Annotated in this window: 20 protein-coding genes and 1 riboswitch; of the genes, 8 read left to right on the forward strand and 12 right to left on the reverse strand. The window is 71.4% G+C overall.

Going from position 1 to position 17,199, the window contains the following annotated elements:
* Positions 1–282 precede the first annotated feature (282 nt).
* The 7 genes from AMYNI_RS0120350 to AMYNI_RS0120380 all read right to left on the reverse strand — a co-directional run bounded on the left by AMYNI_RS0120350 (position 283) and on the right by AMYNI_RS0120380 (position 5,280).
* Positions 283–1,191 (reverse strand): nucleotidyl transferase AbiEii/AbiGii toxin family protein, encoded by a 909-nt coding sequence (locus tag AMYNI_RS0120350; RefSeq protein WP_020669889.1) that lies wholly within the window; start codon positions 1,189–1,191, stop codon positions 283–285.
* Positions 1,191–1,787, reverse strand: coding sequence for a type IV toxin-antitoxin system AbiEi family antitoxin domain-containing protein (locus AMYNI_RS0120355; RefSeq protein WP_020669890.1), 597 nt, complete (start codon positions 1,785–1,787; stop codon positions 1,191–1,193). Before AMYNI_RS0120355 ends, AMYNI_RS0120350 begins: the two co-directional genes overlap by 1 nt.
* A 42-nt stretch (positions 1,788–1,829) precedes the next feature.
* Complete coding sequence (locus AMYNI_RS0120360) at positions 1,830–2,732, reverse strand: hypothetical protein (RefSeq protein WP_020669891.1); 903 nt, start codon at positions 2,730–2,732, stop codon at positions 1,830–1,832.
* Positions 2,733–2,775: 43 nt separating this feature from the next.
* The gene (locus AMYNI_RS0120365; RefSeq protein ID WP_020669892.1) at positions 2,776–3,267 is read right to left on the reverse strand and encodes a DUF6932 family protein; all 492 of its coding nucleotides are present in this window, start codon (positions 3,265–3,267) and stop codon (positions 2,776–2,778) included.
* Between the two features lie 122 nt (positions 3,268–3,389).
* Positions 3,390–3,752, reverse strand: coding sequence for a hypothetical protein (locus tag AMYNI_RS44940; RefSeq protein WP_020669893.1), 363 nt, complete (start codon positions 3,750–3,752; stop codon positions 3,390–3,392).
* Between the two features lie 11 nt (positions 3,753–3,763).
* Positions 3,764–4,405: an OmpA family protein gene (locus AMYNI_RS0120375; protein WP_020669894.1), complete on the reverse strand. Its 642-nt coding sequence runs from the start codon at positions 4,403–4,405 to the stop codon at positions 3,764–3,766.
* A 50-nt stretch (positions 4,406–4,455) separates the two neighbouring features.
* Positions 4,456–5,280 (reverse strand): SGNH/GDSL hydrolase family protein, encoded by an 825-nt coding sequence (locus AMYNI_RS0120380; protein ID WP_020669895.1) that lies wholly within the window; start codon positions 5,278–5,280, stop codon positions 4,456–4,458.
* A 268-nt stretch (positions 5,281–5,548) separates the two neighbouring features.
* On the opposite strand from AMYNI_RS0120380, the gene AMYNI_RS0120385 reads away from it, so the two are divergent.
* Complete coding sequence (locus tag AMYNI_RS0120385) at positions 5,549–6,226, forward strand: DUF3159 domain-containing protein (protein WP_020669896.1); 678 nt, start codon at positions 5,549–5,551, stop codon at positions 6,224–6,226.
* 48 nt (positions 6,227–6,274) lie between these two features.
* Here the strand turns inward: AMYNI_RS0120385 and AMYNI_RS0120390 are convergent, their stop codons facing one another.
* Positions 6,275–7,249 (reverse strand): N-acetylglucosamine kinase, encoded by a 975-nt coding sequence (locus tag AMYNI_RS0120390; RefSeq protein ID WP_020669897.1) that lies wholly within the window; start codon positions 7,247–7,249, stop codon positions 6,275–6,277.
* Positions 7,246–8,295: an SIS domain-containing protein gene (locus tag AMYNI_RS0120395; protein WP_020669898.1), complete on the reverse strand. Its 1,050-nt coding sequence runs from the start codon at positions 8,293–8,295 to the stop codon at positions 7,246–7,248. Before AMYNI_RS0120395 ends, AMYNI_RS0120390 begins: the two co-directional genes overlap by 4 nt.
* Positions 8,296–8,455: 160 nt before the next feature.
* On the opposite strand from AMYNI_RS0120395, the gene AMYNI_RS0120400 reads away from it, so the two are divergent.
* The 3 genes from AMYNI_RS0120400 to AMYNI_RS50775 all read left to right on the forward strand — a co-directional run bounded on the left by AMYNI_RS0120400 (position 8,456) and on the right by AMYNI_RS50775 (position 12,027).
* A complete protein-coding gene (locus AMYNI_RS0120400) occupies positions 8,456–9,214 on the forward strand; it encodes a GntR family transcriptional regulator (RefSeq protein ID WP_020669899.1) in 759 nt (252 codons plus the stop codon).
* Positions 9,215–9,291: 77 nt separating this feature from the next.
* Entirely contained in the window at positions 9,292–10,815 is a 1,524-nt protein-coding gene (locus tag AMYNI_RS0120405; protein ID WP_040407112.1) for an MFS transporter, read from the forward strand.
* 153 nt (positions 10,816–10,968) lie between these two features.
* Positions 10,969–12,027: a hypothetical protein gene (locus AMYNI_RS50775; RefSeq protein WP_157357420.1), complete on the forward strand. Its 1,059-nt coding sequence runs from the start codon at positions 10,969–10,971 to the stop codon at positions 12,025–12,027.
* Between the two features lie 22 nt (positions 12,028–12,049).
* Here AMYNI_RS50775 and thiE read toward each other — a convergent pair whose 3' ends face one another.
* Complete coding sequence (gene thiE, locus AMYNI_RS0120415) at positions 12,050–12,715, reverse strand: thiamine phosphate synthase (RefSeq protein WP_020669902.1); 666 nt, start codon at positions 12,713–12,715, stop codon at positions 12,050–12,052.
* Between the two features lie 30 nt (positions 12,716–12,745).
* Positions 12,746–12,851: riboswitch (TPP riboswitch) on the forward strand.
* Between thiE and thiO the strand changes: the two genes are divergently transcribed.
* From thiO to AMYNI_RS0120435, 4 genes are all read left to right on the forward strand, one after another.
* Positions 12,845–13,954 carry a glycine oxidase ThiO gene (thiO, locus tag AMYNI_RS0120420; RefSeq protein WP_020669903.1) on the forward strand — a complete coding sequence of 370 codons (1,110 nt, stop codon included), beginning with the start codon at positions 12,845–12,847 and terminating at the stop codon, positions 13,952–13,954. (Overlaps the previous riboswitch by 7 nt.)
* A 2-nt stretch (positions 13,955–13,956) precedes the next feature.
* Positions 13,957–14,157: a sulfur carrier protein ThiS gene (gene thiS, locus AMYNI_RS0120425; RefSeq protein WP_026360695.1), complete on the forward strand. Its 201-nt coding sequence runs from the start codon at positions 13,957–13,959 to the stop codon at positions 14,155–14,157.
* Positions 14,158–14,164: 7 nt separating this feature from the next.
* Positions 14,165–14,941, forward strand: coding sequence for a thiazole synthase (gene thiG / locus AMYNI_RS0120430; protein ID WP_020669905.1), 777 nt, complete (start codon positions 14,165–14,167; stop codon positions 14,939–14,941).
* 139 nt (positions 14,942–15,080) lie between these two features.
* Positions 15,081–15,515, forward strand: coding sequence for a MarR family winged helix-turn-helix transcriptional regulator (locus tag AMYNI_RS0120435; protein ID WP_026360696.1), 435 nt, complete (start codon positions 15,081–15,083; stop codon positions 15,513–15,515).
* On the opposite strand, the gene AMYNI_RS0120440 is transcribed toward AMYNI_RS0120435, so the two are convergent.
* Both AMYNI_RS0120440 and thiD read right to left on the reverse strand, forming a co-directional pair.
* Positions 15,496–16,308 carry an ion transporter gene (locus tag AMYNI_RS0120440; RefSeq protein WP_020669907.1) on the reverse strand — a complete coding sequence of 271 codons (813 nt, stop codon included), beginning with the start codon at positions 16,306–16,308 and terminating at the stop codon, positions 15,496–15,498. The genes AMYNI_RS0120435 and AMYNI_RS0120440 overlap by 20 nt on opposite strands.
* A 37-nt stretch (positions 16,309–16,345) precedes the next feature.
* The gene (thiD, locus tag AMYNI_RS0120445; RefSeq protein WP_020669908.1) at positions 16,346–17,182 is read right to left on the reverse strand and encodes a bifunctional hydroxymethylpyrimidine kinase/phosphomethylpyrimidine kinase; all 837 of its coding nucleotides are present in this window, start codon (positions 17,180–17,182) and stop codon (positions 16,346–16,348) included.
* Between the last annotated feature and the right edge of the window lie 17 nt (positions 17,183–17,199).

Raw genomic sequence — 17,199 nt, forward strand, 5'->3', positions numbered from 1 at the left:
TCAGCGTCGGCTTGGCAATGGCGGGGAGGTCTTGCCGTGGCCGGCGTCGCATCTACGGAGCCCGGGGCGGGGCGTCCGTGGTGCTCCATCGCAGCGTATGGGGGCGCACGGTGGACGGTCGGCCGGTGTTATGGGGGAGCGCCGGCCGTCTGCTTTTCTGGGGGCTGGCTTGCGGAGGGTCGTGAGTGGAAGGCGTTGCCTGTGTCGTGCGGGACACCCGCACCCGGGCTAACACTTTCCACTCACGACGGCCGACCAGCACCGACCCGCCGGTGACGCTGGTCAGACGCCTGGTGTGGCTGTCCAGCGCCGCTCGACCGGATCCCAGGTTCGCCGGCCGATGTCTTCGGTCATCAAGTGGTCGGCGAAGGCCACCACGTCGGCGACGAGATCGGCGAAGGCTTCGGGATATTCCGCGCCATCGACTCCCTGTCGGGTGCGCCAGGCGCGGAAGGCGCCTGCCCGCCGGGTGGGCAGGCTGGTGATCGCGTGCGACAGCGGCCGCAGCTCGACGCCGCGATGGGCGGCGGTGCGCTCGAGCGCGCGGTACACGGCCGAGTCGCTCAGCTCGTGCTGACCGGTCAGACGCCACAGGTCGGCCCAGTCCCGGTCGCGGGTGTTGGCGTCACCCAGTGACATCGCGGTGGTCAGCTTCTCGGCCAGTACCGTTTCCAGCGGATAGCCCTGGATCCGGAACGCACCGGCAGCAAGGAGTTGTGGGTACTCCGTGACGATCGCCCCGGGGGTCACCGGGTCGCCGAAGTTGATGTCCAGCTGCAGTTTCACCCGCGCGGTCGCCACGCGCGCCGGCATGCTCACCCGAAGGCCCTCGTACAGATCACCTTCTCGGATCGTGGTCGACTTGATCTCCTCGGCGAGGAATTCGACCCCGTCGTCGTCCTCGATCCGCGCGATCGCTGAGATGCCGTCCAGCACGCTGCTTTCGTCGCGGGTCAGTTCCGCCAGCAGGTCGCCGTCCCGAGTTGGCCGCCGGGCGTCCAGAGTGGCCAGCAGCAGACCGCCCTTGAGGGTGAAGCGGTCGGCGTACGGCGATCTGGACAACCGGTAGAGGAACCGCTCCAGCACGTAGAACACGAGTAGCTCGTCGGTGCCACGTCGCTGCCGACGGGCCAGGTTGCGGAGGTCCTGGAACACCGCGCCGGCGATGGTGTCGCGCGAAGGGTCCGGCATCAGCTCAGGACCACGTCGACCGCCTTGGTCACCGGGCCTTCCACGTCCAGCTGCCGGGCGTAGGACACCAGGTCGCCCGGACGTGCGTCCCGGCGCGTCAGGTAGTGGCGCAAAGCCCGCAGTGCCACCGGCTCGCCGACGCGGTGCCGCAACCGCATCGCGTCGACCACCGACCGGGCCGCGTCGTAGACCGGTACCGGCTCCCCTGGAGCCGCTTCGAACTCTCCGCGTCCCAGGTCGAAGGTCTCGGCGTCGAATCGCACGAACTCCACCGGCGGGTAGCCGACCACCGGCAGGTTCCGCGGCCGTGGAACCGCGAACTGTGCCGCCACCGGCACCTCGTCGGTCAGCTCGTGCAGGGCCAGCGCGGAGATCAGGCAGACCACGGCCCTCGGTACGCGATGAGCGACCGCCAGCAGGTCCAGGTGGGCGGATTCCGGGGCGTCGGCGTTCCGGTACACCCCCCGTGACAGCTCCACCACCGCGCCGGCGAGCTTCAGCCGGTGCAATCCGGTGCGCGAGATGCCGTTCGCCTGCGCGGTCCGCGTGGTGAACGTGCGCGGCAGCCGAGCCAGCGCCTCGTCGTATCCGCTCACGGGCCCTCCAGAAGACTGGAACAAAACCATACCACCTCTTGGCTAGATGGTATGGTTTTGTTCCAATTCCTGGTCGAAGAGGCTCACTTCGGGCGTGATCTCGAGCAGTTCGTGCACCGGGCGGCCGCGCCTGCCGTCGATGGTGGTGGTGCGGACGACCCGCAGCCGCGCGGTCACCGGGCGGTCCAGGTTCTCCTTGATCTTGTCCAGCAGATCCGGCGCCACCGCGCCCTGGATGGTGCTGCCGGAGTCGCGCTCGAGGTAGAAGATCCGGCGCCGGGTGCGCACCCCGTCCAGCCGCCCGGACACGGTCTCGTAGCCGATCTCCTCCCGCGACTCCCGCAGGCTGCCGTGCAGCACCCGCGCCTGTGCCGCGGTCATGCTCCTGGCCACGTCCTCGCCCGAGGTCGGGGTCAGCTGCAGGCCGATCCCGGCGTTCTTGGTCACCGCGGTGACGATGTCGCTGACCGCGTTGCGCACGGTGTCGCGCTGCAGCAGCACGGCGTCCAGCGCGCCGTCGTCGGAACCGTTCGCCGGCAGGAAGTCGCACAACTCCTTGACCGCCCGCTCGGACAGCGTCTCCAGTCCGTCGTGGATCAGCGCGTCGTCCGGGCAGGGCTCGGGAAAGCCGAAGAAGATCGTGTTCCCGGCCTGGCCGCGCTGGATCAGCGGCGCCTTGTCCCGGTCCGCCGGCTGCACGATGGTCACCTCGGCCGCCGGGTTGCGCACGATGTGGCCGATCTTCGCGGTGGCGTCCTGCAGCGCCCGGCCGATGTCGGAGAAGGTGTACGCGTCGGCCTGCGTCGAACCGATCACCGAAACCTTCAGCAGCGGCGAACGGCAGGTCCGCTCGAACTTCGCGTATGCCGCCATCGCGGACGCCCTGGCCAGGTCGTCCAGCCAGGTGCCGCCGGGAATCTCGTCGGCGATCCTTCTGAAGCTCACGGTGTCCTCTCCGGCGCGCGGCCGATTGCGGTACCCGGTGCCGTCACCACACGACCTCGGGAAAGCCTTTGACGGCACCGGTTCCGGTGTCGCCGGACCAGGCGGCGGCCCAGGTCTCCTCGTCTCCTGGGAAGCACAGGAACCCGTCCAGCAGCCCGCCGACCGGCTGCACCTGGTCCAGGTACATCACCGGCTGGCCGATGATCACCCCGCGCAGCGTGAGCAGCCCGTAGAGCGCGTCGCGGGCCGGACCGGTGAGCCGCTTGAGGTTGCCCCAGTCCTCCGGCAGCAGCACCACGTCCAATCCGGTCGGCACCGTCTCGCCGCGGGTGGTGAACGCGCCGCCGACCCAGGCCCGGCCCGCCGGGATCACCCTGGTGACCACGCCGAGGTAGCTGTTCAGCGCGCTGAACAGGATCTCCCGCGCGTTCTGGTGCGGTGCGTCGAAGACCAGCCGCTCGTAGATGTCCGCGACATCGGCCGGATGCCGCCCTGGCGGGAGCACCTGCTCCGCGGTCCAGTGCGGTAGCGGCATCCAGCCTCCTCAATTTCCGTTCCGGAGAACGCGCGAGCACCTCGGCGGGGTACGCCCCGGCTACAGACACGGAGCAGAGCTCGGAGATCACGTTCGGGGGACCGAATTTACCAGCGCGCCACCTACCGGCCGCGCTCAGGCCGGTCCTCGTCCCGCGGCCACGCCGGTTCGGACGACCACTCGGCCTGGCTGGGAACCGCGGGCTCCGGGGCCGGGTCCGCCAGGTCCGGCAGGACACCTTCGCGGTAGCCGAGATCGCCTTCGGTGCGGGACACCGTTTCCCAGTCCGGCTCGTCCTTCGCCTGGTAGGGCTCGGGTTCCGCGGCCAGCGGGCGCTCCGAGATCACCCCGGTCCGCTCGGCGGGACTCTCCGGTGGCGCGCCGGGCCGCCGGCGGAACCTGGTCAGCGAGAGCGCGGTCAGCGCGGCTCCCAGTGCGAACGCGAGCAGCAGCCACAGCCAGATCTGGCCGAACAACCAGAGCATCGCCCCTCCTCCTAACGCACCTTCAGCTCCACTCGCCGGTCGTCGCCCTTCGTGGCCGGCCGGCTGTCGCCATACCCCTTCGCGGTCACCCGGTCGGCGGGCACTCCGGCGGCAACCAGCCGCTTCGCGACGGCGTCGGCCCGTTCCTGGGAGAGCGCGACCGCGGCCGCTTCCCCGCCGGGCGCCCGCGCGACATGGCCGCCTACTTCGAACTCCGGTGGGTCGTTCGACAGCAGCTCGGCGACCCGCCGCACGGCGCGTTCGCCGGCGGCGGTCAGCTCGGCGCTGTCCGGTTCGAAGGTGACCGGCTCGGCGGCCAGCTGCCGGTCCAGCTCCGCCTGCAGACCGGGGCGGGTGGTGTAGCCCTCGACGGCCGGTGCCGCCGTGACGGCCGCGGCGCGCACCCCGGGCACCCCGCGGGCCGTGTCGGCCGCCCGCCCGGCCTGCTCGGCCGGCACGTCGCGCAGGGTCGCGTCCCTGCCGTCGAAGGAGACCGAGGCGCCCACACCGGCCTCGGCCAGTGCCGCGCGGGTGCGGTCGGCGAGGTCCGATTCGATCCGGTCCGCCTGTACCCACAGCACGGCCAGCGCGAGCAGGCCGGTCACCAGCAGCGCCAGTGAAGCCGGCCAGACCCAGCCGCGTAGCCCGGACATGACCGGACCATAAGCCGCCGGAAGCGGCGGCGCGACCCGAAAAGCGGAGGTCAGCCCGCTGTTGCGGTGTCGGTGACCCGGTCCGGCTGCGCAACCACGGCCGGTTCGGGGGTCACGAACGGCGCCAGCTCCGGGCGCTTGGGGGCCAGCCCGTCACCCATCGACTCGCCGCGCAGCTGACGGCGGATCCACGGCAGCAGGTGCACCTTGGTCCAGGTCAGGTCCGAGCGCCGCGAGGTGATCCAGTTGACGTGCTGGCCGTCCGACGGCCACGGCTCCCGCCAGTCGCCGTCGGCGGGCATCCCGAGCACCTCCGCGGTGCGCAGCGCGATCCGGTGGTGCGCTTCCGGGGTGAAGTGCAGCCTGTCGTCGCTCCAGGCGTGCCGGGAGTGCAGCGGCTCCATCGCCCACAAATCGACCACCTTCGCGCCGTGCCGATCCGCGATCGCCCACAGGTGCGCGTTGTAAATCCCCACTTTTCCGCGCAGAACGTGCATTACGGACAAAGCTTTGGTGTCCGGGCCGTTGAAGATGACCACCCTGATCCCGGCGCCGCGCAACGCGGCCACCGCGGTCTCGAACTTCGCCGCGACCGCGTCCACGTCGGCCCCCGGCACGATGATGTCGTTCCCGCCGGCGCACAAGGTGACCAGATCGGGCTTGACCTCCAGCGCGAGCGGCACCTGCTCGTCCACGATCTCGTCCAGCATCTTGCCGCGCAGGGCCAGGTTCGCGTACCGGAAGTCGGTGCGCCCACCTGCCAGGATGCCGGCCAGCCGGTCCGCCCACCCGCGAAAGGTGCCATCAGGGAGTTCGTCGTTCAAGCCTTCGGTGAAGCTGTCACCGATCGCTACGTAGCTGTCATAGCCGTACACGCCTGAGTCCCCTTTCGCTGGCGCCCCCGGAAATGGTTCGCACTGCTTAGCAACACCTGAGAATGCCCTGGCAATCCCGACCTACGCCACCGTTGGTTTCCTAGGACGTCCCAGTTTCTTCCCTTGTCGGTCACCCGCGCATCCCTATTACCGAGATTCGTCAGATCGACATGCGGTTTTCCGCCCAGATGGCGGGACCGGCGGCCTGGTGTGAACAACCTCTCCCCAGCTCGTGACCAGCGCACCGGCTTCAGGCAGGCTATAGGGCGTGACCGACGAAACGACGCCCGCCCGCGAGTCGTTGGCCAGTGTTCTCGGCGGCCGTCGTGGCGCGCTGGACGCGAGCGTGCCGCCGGCGGCGTTCGTCGCCGGCTGGCTGATCTCCGGCCAGTCCATCGGCTGGGGTGCCTGGACGGCGATCGCCGCGGCGGTGCTGACCGGCGCGTTCCGGTTGCTGCGCGGGGACAGGGCGCGGGCCGTGGTGGTCAGCCTGACCGCGGTGATCGCCGGTGCGCTGATCGCGTTGCACACCGGCCGCGCGGAGGACTTCTTCCTGATCCAGGTGCTGTCCAATGTGGCCAGCGCGCTGCTGTGGGCGGCCAGTGTTGCGGTCCGCTGGCCGCTGCTCGGCGTGGTGGTCGGCCTGCTGCTCGGGCAGAAGGCCAGGTGGCGGCGCGACCCGGCGCTGCTGCGCGCGTACTCCTGGGCGACGCTGGTCTGGTCGAGCCAGTACGTACTGCGGGTCCTGGTGTACGTGCCGCTCTGGTGGGCCGGGGAGCTGGTCGCGCTCGGCGTCGCGCGCACCGCGCTGACCTGGCCGTTGCAGGCGCTCACCATCGCGGTCAGCGGCTGGGTGCTCTACAAGGTGCTGCCCGACGACCACCCCGGCCTCCGCCTCGCTATCCCTGCCGACCGCACCTCCTCCCCGGCTCCCCCCGAGACCTGACCGTCCCTTAAGGCCACCTTGAGGGCGTTCAACGCCCCTAAGGTGGCCTTAAGGGGCGGATGAGCGCTGGGGGCGGGGGGCGTGTTCACCCCAGGCGTCCACGGCGGCGAGCCAGGCGGCGCCGAGCACGCCGTCGGTGCTTTCCAGCACGTCGAGGCCGGGCAGCCGGGCGCGCACCTTGGCGCCGACCGGGCTGTCCGCGCCGAGCACGCTGCCGACCAGCACCACCGGGGTGTTCTCGCCAGGTTCGCGGCCGGCGACGGCGTTCGCCACCAGCAGCTCCGCCGCCCGCGCGGTGATCTCCAGCGCGACCGGCTCCCCGGCCGCGTCCGCCGTGCTGACCAGCGGGGCGAAGCGGGCCAGCCGGATCGGCGGCTCCCCGTTGACCGTGGTGATCAGCCGCCGGGAGACGAGTAGCCGCTGATCATCCGACATACCGTCTAAATCGGACAGATCCAGCGCTTCGGCGAGCACCGCGGCGAACAGCCCGGTGAGCGGGCTGCCGTCGCCCAGCGCGGTCAGCGTGACCCGGACGGCCTCGCGGCCGATCCAGAACGCGGAGCCCTCGTCGCCGAGTAGCCAGCCGTAGCCGCCGGTGGTGGACACCAGGCGGCGCTTGCGGATCCGCCCGGCGATGGAGCCGGTGCCGGCCACCAGCACGGTGCCGTCCGGGGCGGAGGTGGCCGAGGCGAAGGCGACCTCCGCGTCGGTGGCCGTCCGCACCGCGCAGCCAAGCCGCAGCCCAGCCCATGCCCGGTCGAACACCGCGGCGATCGCCGGGTCGGTCAGCTTGCTCACCCCGGCCATGCCGACCACGCAGGCCAGCGTGCGGCCGGGGTCCAAGCCGGACAGTGCGGAGCCGATCGCATCGGCGATCCGCCCGGCCGCGACCTCCGGCGGATGCGAGTTGGGGTTGGCGCCGCCGGCGTGCGCGCTGCCGAGCACGGCGCCGGTCGAGTCCACCGCCAGCGCCCTGGTCGAGGTGCCGCCGGCGTCCACCCCGACCACCTGCCCGCGGCTCATCGCGTCTTGGTCACCTTGTTCAGCCCGCGCGGCCGGTCCGGGTCGCCGCCGCGGGCCAGCGCCAGCCCGAGCGCGACGCGCTGCACCGGCAGCACCTCCAGCACCGGGGCCAGCTCCTCGGCCACCTGCGGCACCGGGATGCGCAGCGCTGCCGGCACGTCCTGGGCGGACGAGCCCACCGCGAGCACGTCGGCCCCGCGCTCGGCGACCGCGGCCAGCACCTCGTGCATGGCGGCGCCGCCACGGCCGGCCCCGGTCACCGCGAGCACGGCGGTCTCCTGGTCGATCGCCGCGACCGGGCCGTGCAGCAGGTCCGCCCCGCTGTACGCCCGCGCGGCCAGGTAGCTGGTCTCGGCCAGCTTCAGCGCCGCTTCCAGCGCCGTCGCGTAGGAGTAGCCGCGGCCGGCGGTGATCACCCTGTCCACGAACCGGTAGCGGTCCACCGCGCGCTGCACGCCGTCCTGCGCGCCGTGCAGGGTCTGCCTTGCCAGCTCGCCGATCTCGCGGGCGTCCTCGCCCTTGCCCCCGCGGACCGCGTCGATCAGCAGGTACAGCGCGAGCAGGGTGGCCGAGTAGGTCTTGGTCGCGGCCACTGCGTGCTCGGTGCCGGCGCCGATGTCCACCGCCAGCTCGGCCGCGGAGTGCAGCGGGGACGAGGGCGTGTTGCTGGCCGCGACGGTGAGCGCGCCCTGCTCGCGCGCGGCCTGGGTGACCTCCAGCAGGTCCGGCGAGCCGCCGCTCTGGCTGACCGACACCAGCAGCACGTCGCGCAGGTCCGGCCGCGCGCCGTAGAGCGTCACCGTGGACGGCGACACCAGCCCGGCCGGCAGCCCGAGCAGCACCTCGATCAGGTACTTGGCGTAGAGCGCGGCGTGGTCGCTGGAGCCGCGGGCGGCGAGCAGCGCGAACCGCGGTTTCCGCTCCGCGATCACGTCCGCCACCTCGGCGATCCCGGGTCGCCGCTCGACCAGCCCGGCCAGCACATCGGGCTGTTCGGCGATCTCCGCGGCCATGTGTTCGCCGGGTCGTACCTCGCTGCTGGTCATCTGGCCCCTCGCACTCGTCTTGCGAAACCTGGTCTAGACCAATACTAACCCGGGCGGACGCTGGTCCGTGAAGGGTAGTTTTCCGTGTCGGACGATCGCCAAGCCTGGCGGACCAGGCATGCTGTTGACAACAGCGAGGTGAGGAGAGCAGGAGTCGCGAATGTTGGAGACACCTACCCCCGGCGAGCCCGGTGGCCCCGGCGGGCTGCGCGGTCAGCGGGAACCTAAGTACTGGGCGCTGAAGCAGCACCTGCTCGACCTGCTCGACGCGTTGCCGGCCGGCTCGCCGATCCCCACCGAACGCGCACTGGCCGGCGAGTTCACCGTCTCGCGCACCACCGTCCGCCAGGCGCTCGCCGACCTGACCGCGGAGGGCAGGCTGCACCGCGTGCAGGGCAAGGGCACCTTCGCCGCCGAACCGAAGCTGGCCCAGCGGCTGCAGCTCAGCTCGTACACCGAGGACATGCGGGCGCAGGGCCGCGAGCCCTCGTCGAAGCTGCTGGAGATCGACGAGTTCACCGCCGAGCCGGAGCTGGCCAAGCTGCTCGGCATCCGGCTCGGTGCCAAGGTGCTGCGGCTCCGGCGGCTGCGCCTCGCCGACGCCGAGCCGATGGCGCTGGAGACCACGCACCTGCCGCTCGGCCGGTTCCGCGGGCTGCGCAAGCACGTCTCCGCGGGCGGTTCGCTGTACGCCGTGCTGCGGGAGCACTACGGCGTGGAGATGGAACGGGCCGAGGAGACCATCGAGACCGCGCTGGCCGGCCCGCAGGAGGCCGAGCTGCTCGGCGCGGACGTCGGCCTGCCGATGCTGCTGCTTTCGCGGCACTCCTTCGCCAAGGACGGCAAGCCCGTCGAGTACGTCCGCTCCATCTACCGCGGCGACCGCTATAAGTTTGTTACGACCCTGCTCAAGCCGTAATCGCAGGTCAGGCGTCGTGAGTGGAAAGTGTTGCCAGGGCAACGTTTTCCACTCACGACCGGGAAGGGGTGGTCCGGGTGAGTAGCGGTCCCGCGGCTTCGGCCGACGTGGTGCGGTGGGGGAGCCCGGCGGCGCGTGGGGTGCTCGCGACCACGATCCTCGGGTCCGGGATGGCGATGCTGGACGGCACCATCGTCAACGTCGCGCTGCCCCGGATCGGCGAGGAGCTGCACGCCTCGGTCGCCGGTCTGCAGTGGATCCTGGACGGCTACCTGCTCTCCCTCGCCGCGCTGATCCTGATCGCCGGCTCGCTCGGCGACCGGTACGGCCGCCGCCGGGTGTTCGTGATCGGCGTGGTCTGGTTCGGCGTCGCCTCCGTGCTCTGCGGCGCGGCGGTGTCCACCGAGATGCTGGTCGCCACCAGGGTGCTGCAGGGCATCGGCGGCGCGCTGCTCACCCCCGGCTCGCTGGCCATCCTGCAGACCGCCTTCGCCAGGGAGGACCGGGCACGGGCGATCGGCGCCTGGTCCGGCCTCGGCGGTATCGCCGCCGCGATCGGGCCGCTGCTCGGCGGTGTGCTGGTGCAGCTGTGGTCGTGGCGGCTGGCCTTCCTGATCAACCTGCCGCTCGCGGTGCTCTGCGTGTGGCTGGCGAGCAAGTACGTGCCGGAGTCCTGCGACGACGAGCTGCAGGGCCGGGGGCGCCCGAACTTCGGCGCGGCGGCACTCGGCACGGTCGGGCTGGCAGGGGTCACCGCCGCACTGGTCGAGGCGCCGGCCAGGGGGATCGGCGACCCGGTGGTGCTGGCCGCCGGGGTGGCCGGGCTGCTCGGGATGGCCGCGTTCGTCCGGCTCCAGCTGCGTTCGGCGGCTCCGCTGGTGCCGCCCGAGCTCTTCCGCGATCGCACGTTCACCGTGTCCAACGCGCTGACCTTCGTGGTCTACGCCGCGCTGGGCGGGGTGATGATGCTGATGGTCATGCAGCTGCAGGTCTCGCTGGGCTACTCGCCGACCGCGGCCGGGCTGGCCGGCCTGCCGATCACGCTGATCATGCTGGTGTTCTCCGGCCGCTCCGGCGGGCTGGCCCAGCGGATCGGCCCGCGCCTCCAGCTGGTGACCGGTCCGCTGCTGATCGCGGCCGGCATGCTGCTGCTGCTCCGGGTCGGTCCCGGCGCCTCCTACCTCGGCTCGGTGCTGCCCGCGGTGGCGGTCTTCGGTCTCGGGCTGGTCATCGTGGTCGCGCCGGTGACCGCGACCGTGCTGGCTGCCGCGCCGGACCACCACGCCGGGGTCGCCTCCGGGGTGAACAACGCGATCGCCCGTTCCGGCGGACTGCTCGCGATCGCGGTGCTGCCGGCGATCGCCGGACTCAGCGGTGCGTCCTACACCGACCCGGCGGCGCTGACCGCGGGCTGGCAGCGCGCGCTGCTGGTCTGCGCCGGGCTCGCCGTGGCGGGCGGACTGCTCGCGCTCGGCGTCCGCAACAACGTGCTCGGTGGGCCGGAAGAGCTACCCGCCGCGGAGGATCCCCGTCCGGGGGAGTGCCTGCACTGCGGTGTCGACGCACCGCCGACACACGTCCGTTCGGCCCATCACTCCTGAGTTTCTTTAAGTACGTCAAGGCAAGGTAAGCCCACAGACCGTCCATTGTGGATGGTCATAGTGGCGGCGCTCACCTTCTGGCAACTGTGGAACCCGCTCGTGCGACTTAACCGTTGGGAGTGGAGAGACTTCGGGGACGAGCAGATCGGAATCATGAGCGAGGAGAAGAAGGAAGACGAGACGGGCTCGGGGAAGTCCGGGATCAAACTGGCGCAGGTGGCCGCGGCGGCGCTGGCGGCCGTCACCGCCGCGTTCCTCGGTTCCACCCTCGGCGTCGCCGGCACCGTGATCGGGGCCGGCATCGCGAGCGTGGTGACCACCGTCGGCAGCGAGCTGTACCTGCGCTCGCTGCGCGCGAGCAAGGAGGCCGCCCAGCGCACCAAGGACCTGGCCAAGGCACTGGCCGATCCGTCGCTGCGGCAGCAGACCAAGGTCGTGCCCGCGGCGAAACCGGTGCTCCCCGCGCAGCGCGGGGTCACCAGGCCGGTGCCGCCCGCGCCGCCGACCGGACCGCAGCGCACCAGGTCGCAGCCTTCGCCGCAGCGGCAGTTCGCCGGGAACCAGCAGCCGACCCAGGCCTGGCCGGTCGCGGACCAGGACCTGACGGATGCGGACGGCACCCAGCGGTTGCCGACCGCGGGCACCGGCCAGTCCGATGGTGGCGAGCGAACCGTGCTCATCCCCCGTCCGGGTGGACCGCAGCCGCCGACCGACCCGGTCGGCCCGGCGATCGTGGAAGGCCCGCCGGAGGACAAGGCCGGCCGGTTCAGCAGGCTGGGCAAGCTGCGCTGGCCGCTGGTCATCGGCACCAGCCTGATCGGGTTCGTAATCGCGTTCCTGGCCATCACCGGTATCGAGGGAGTCACCGGCAAGCCGATCTCCGGCGGTGAAGGCACCACGTTCGGCCACATCGTGCGGGGCGGTGGCACCGGCACGTCCGATCAGGACAAGCAGCAGCAGGAGCAGCCGCCCGCGACCCAGGACAACAAGGGTGCGCGGCCGTCCAACACGCCGAAGCCGTCCAGCACGCCGGACAGCGGTGACTCGACCCCGAGCAACCAGCCGGACCCGCCGTCCTCCACCGGCAACTCGAGCCAGCCGTCGAAGTCGTCCAGCACGCCGACCCCGACGCAGAGCGGCGAGCCCGGCGGCACCCAGCAGCAACAGCCCCAGGGCAACCGAGCCCCCGCCGGCTCCGATACGGGCAAATAGCCGACTTTTTGCCCGTTGGGGATCAGGTGAGGTGGGAGCGGAGGGCGCGGGCGGCGGCCTCGGGGTCTTCGGCGCCGGTGATGGCGCGGACGACGACCACGCGGGTCGCCCCGGCGGCCAGCACCTCGGGCAGTCGGGCGTGGTCGATGCCGCCGATCGCGAACCACGGCCGGACCGCGCCGAAGGCCGCGGTTTCGCGCACCAGGTCGAGGCCGGGCGCGTGCCGGCCCGGTTTGGTCGGGGTCGGCCAGCACGGGCCGGTGCAGAAGTAGTCCACCCCCGGCTCGTCCGCCGCGTCGCGCGCCTGCCGGGGCGAGTGCGTGGAGCGGCCGATCACCGGCTCGTCCCCGAGCACGCGCCTGGCCAGCGCCACCGGGATGTCGTCCTGGCCGAGGTGCAGCACGTCCGCGCCGGCCGCCAGCGCCACGTCCGCCCGGTCGTTCACCGCGAGCAGCGCGCCGTGCTTGGCGCAGGCCTCGGCCAGCACCTCCAGCGCCGCCAGCTCCTGTTTCGCCTCGATCCCCGAGCCGTCCGTCTTGTCCCGGAGCTGCACGATGTCCACCCCGCCGGCCAGCGCCGCGTCGGTGAACGCGGCCAGGTCGCCGGTGGCCGAGCGGGCGTCGGTGCACAGGTACAACCGGGCGTCGTCGAGTCGTTTCCTGATCTGTTCACCACTGAGGCCGGGCATGACACGACCCTAACCTTCGCGCTACGGTGGGGGTGTCCGCACGGGAGCCTGATTCGCAGGTTGAGAGGGAGCCGAAGCTCCGACCGTGGAACCTGATCCGGATAATGCCGGCGCAGGGAGCGTGATCTCGTGAGTGAAAACCTGGTCGTCATCGGTGGTGGCGTGATCGGGCTCTCGGTGGCCTGGCGCGCCGCGGCCGCGGGTCATCACGTGCGGCTCGTCGATCCCAGCCCCGGCCGGGGCGCCTCCTGGGTGGCCGGCGGCATGCTGGCCCCGGTCACCGAGGCGTGGCCGGGTGAGGAGGACGTGCTCGCCCTCGGTGAGGAGTCGCTGCGCCGCTGGCCGGAGTTCGCCGAGGCGCTGACCACGGACGGTGGCGATCCCGGACTGTCCGAAGCGGGCACCATCGTGGTGGCCTTCGACCGCGCCGACGCCGAGCAGCTCGACGTGCTGGCGGAATACCTCGGCGCACTGGGCCGCGTAGTGCGGCCGGTGCCGGGCAGCAAGCTGAGCCGTACCCAGCCGGGACTGGCCGGGTCGCTCCGAAGTGGACTGTTGGTGCCCGGCGATCTGGCCGTGGACAACCGGAAACTGCTGCGGTCGCTGCAGGTCGCGGCGAAGCGCCGGGGCGTGGAGTTCGTCGAGGACACCGCGAGCGAGATCGGCGACGGTCAGGTGCGCACCGGCGGTTCGGTACTGCGCTGCGACACCGCGGTGATCGCCGCTGGTGCCCGCAGCGCGGGGCTGCATCCGGCACTGGCCGGTGCCGTGCACCCGCTGAAGGGCGAGATCCTGCGCCTGCGGGCCCGGCGGAGCAGCCTCGCGCCACCCGGCCGGACCGTGCGCGCCCTGGTCGAGGGCAGGCCGATCTACCTGGTGCCCCGCGAAGGCGGCGAGCTGGTGCTCGGCGCCACCCAGTACGAGTCCGGGTTCGACGAGACGGTCACCGCGCGTGGCGTGCGCGAGCTGTTGGAGGGCGCGGAGCGGGTGTTCCCCGGCATCGCGGAGTACGAGCTGACCGAGGTGACGGCCGGCCTGCGCGCGGCGAGCGTGGACAACCTGCCGGTGCTCGGCGAGCTGTCCCCCGGGGTGCTCGCCGCCACCGGGCACCACCGCAACGGCCTGCTGCTCGCCCCGGTCACCGCGGACGCGGTAGTGGCCATGCTCGCCGGGGAGAAACCCCCGGAGCAGGCACTCGCGGCAAGCCCGGAGCGGCTGCCCGACCGGGAAAGGAACTGATGATGGAAATACAGGTCAACGGCGACGCCAGGGAGTTCCCGGACGGCAGCACGGTAGCCGGGGTGCTCGAAGAACTGGGCGCCGCGCGGCCGGGGGTCGCGGTCGCGCTGGACGGTGCGGTGGTGCCGCGAGGCGAGTGGGCCGGCGTGACCGTACGAGACGGCGCGCAGCTGGAAATCCTGGTCGCGGTACAGGGCGGGTGAAGGAAAGATGACCGAGTTCTTCGACGGCACCGATGACCAGCTGGTGATCGGTGCGCACAAGCTGCGCTCCAGGCTGATCATCGGCACCGGTGGTGCGGCAAACCTCAGCGTGCTGGAACGTGCGCTGGTCGCGTCCGGTACCGAGCTGACCACGGTGGCGATGCGCCGGGCCGATACCGATGGCGGCTCCGGCGTGCTGGAGTTGTTGCGGCGGCTGGGAATCCGGCTGCTGCCGAACACCGCAGGCTGCCGTTCGGCGGCGGAGGCGGTGCTCACCGCGCGGCTGGCCAGGGAGGCGCTGGAGACCGACCTGATCAAGCTGGAGGTGCACGCGGACGACCGCACCCTGCTGCCGGATCCGCTGGAAACCCTTGACGCCGCGGAACAACTCGTCGCGGACGGGTTCACCGTACTGGCCTACACGAACGACGATCCGGTGCTCGCCCTCCGGCTGGAAGAGGCCGGCTGTGCCGCGGTGATGCCGCTCGGCGCGCCGATCGGCACCGGGCTCGGCATCCGGAACCCGCACAACATCGAGCTGATCGTGTCCAGGGCCGGGGTGCCGGTGGTGCTCGACGCCGGGATCGGCACCGCGTCCGACGCCGCACTGGCGATGGAGCTCGGCTGTGCCGCGGTGCTGCTGGCCACCGCGGTGACCAGGGCGCAGGACCCGGAGCGAATGGCATACGCCATGCGGTCCGCGGTCACCGGCGGCAGGCTGGCCCGTGCCGCCGGCCGTATTCCGAAGCGGTTCTGGGCGCAGGCTTCCAGTCCACCGAGGTGAAAAAACGTTTTAGAACGCCGTTTGATTCAACCCGATGCTGACACGCGTCACCTTTCACCCCGATGGCACGCACTGAGCACGTAAGGTTGACGACACTTATTGTTTCGTCTACCCGTAACCGTGCAGAAGGAGCCCCGAGGTGACCACGTCGTCGACGCAGGATGTCTCGGGAAGACTGTTTCTGGCGGTGGGCCGGTTGTCCAGGTCGCTGCGCCAGGCTGGCACCCCGGGTCCTGGGCACGGCGCTATCTCCGCGCTGGCCACCCTGGTCAGCCATGGCCAGCTGCGGCTCGGTGACCTGGCCGCCAAGGAGGGCGTCGCCGCGGCCACCATGTCCAGGATCGTCGCCGCGCTGGTCGAGGCCGGTTATGTGCGCCGGGAGTCCGACCCGCTGGACCGGCGGGCCTGGCTGGCCACCGCCACCGACGAGGGCGAGCGGGTCGTCTCCGGGGTGCGTTCGACCAGGGTGCAGGAGCTCGGCAAGCGGATCGACCGGCTGCCGGAGCACCTGCGCGAGTCGCTCACCGCGGCACTGCCGGCGCTGGAGGCGCTGCTCACCGATGAGGAGCCGTAGCCTCCCGTAACCGCGCCACCTCGGCCCGCAGTTCCCGCAGCTCGCCGAGGATCTCCAGGTTCGCGGCGGCCTGCGCCTCGGTCTGCTTCGCCTCTTCTTCCCGGATGTCGTCGCGCAACTGGTCCTCCATCCCGCTGACCACCACCGCGATGAACAGGTTCAACACCGCGAAGCTGGACACCAGGATGTAGATCACGAAGAAAATCCACGCCATCGGCGCTTGTTCCATGATCTCTTTTGCGATATCCGGCCATGCCTCGCCGGTCATTACCTGGAACAGCGTGAACAGCGAGGTGCCGAGGTCGCCGAAATTCTCCGCGGAGATGCCGCCGAACAGTTTGGTGGCCATCACCCCGGCGACGAAGATGATCAACGCGAGCAGTGCGGCGATGGAGGCCATCCCGGGGATCGCGGCGAGCAGCCCGGAGACCACCTTGCGCATCGACGGCACCACGGAGATCAGCCGCAGCACCCGCAACACCCGCAGCGCGCGCAGCACCGCGAACGGGCCGGTGGCCGGCACCAGCGCGATCCCGACCACCAGCAGGTCGAACACGTTCCAGGGATCGGTGAAGAACCGGTGGCGGTAGGCGTAGAACTTGGCCAGCAGCTCCAGCACGAAGATCGACAACGCCAGGTAGTCGAGCGTGTGCAGCAGCCCGCCGTACTCGGCCAGAATCCTGGTGGAGGTCTCCAGGCCGAGGGTGACCGCGTTGAACACGATCACCGAGATGATGAAGTTCTGGAAACGGCGGTGTTCCACGAACGCCGCCACCCGGTCCCGACTGATCACACCGCTCCCTGGCTGGGGAAAGTCAACGGGCGGAATCCTATCCGCGCTCCTCGGCGGCGAGCCGCCAGAAGGCCGAGACCGGTCCCACTTTCGCGCCCATCGGGTAGGCGTTGGCCACCGCGTTGGCGACGAACCACTTGCCGAAACGGGCCGCTTCCACCATGTCCATGCCGCGGGCGAGGCCGGCGGTGAGCGCGGAGGCCATGGTGTCCCCGGCGCCGTGCGTGTGCGGGGTGGCGAAGCGGGTGCCGGGCAGCTCGACGAAGGTGGACCCGTCGAAGAGCAGGTCCACGCATTCCGGATCGGACACCAGGTGCCCGCTCTTCACCAGCACGTAGCGCGGCCCGAGCCGGTGCAGCACCACGGCGGCCTGGTGCATCTGGTCGCGGTCGGTCACTTCGATCCCGGTGAGCAGCCGCACCTCGTCCAGGTTCGGGGTCAGCACGGTGGCCCGTGGCAGCAGCTCGTCGCGCAGGGCGGCCAGCCCGGCGTCGTCGAACAGCGGGTGGCCGTGCATGGAGGCGGCCACCGGGTCCACCACGAACGGGACCGCCGCGTCCCGGCCGATCTCCGCCTTGTCGCAGGCTTCGGCCACCGCGTGGATGATATCCGCGGAGGCCAGCATGCCGGTTTTCGCCGCCTGCACGCCCATGTCCGAGGCCACCGCCTCGATCTGGCCCGCGACGATCCGCGCCGGGATGTCGGCGCGGTCGTGCACGCCGAGGGTGTTCTGCACGGTCACCGCGGTCACCGCGACCAGGCCGTGCACGCCACAGGTCAGGAAGGTGCGAAGGTCGGCCTGCAGCCCGGCGGCGCCACCGGAGTCGGAACCGGCGATGGTCAGTGCGGCCGGCGGGCCCGTAGCTTCACTCATACCGACCAGTGTGAGCG

This window comes from Amycolatopsis nigrescens CSC17Ta-90, from assembly GCF_000384315.1.
Taxonomy (GTDB): Bacteria; Actinomycetota; Actinomycetes; order Mycobacteriales; family Pseudonocardiaceae; genus Amycolatopsis; species Amycolatopsis nigrescens.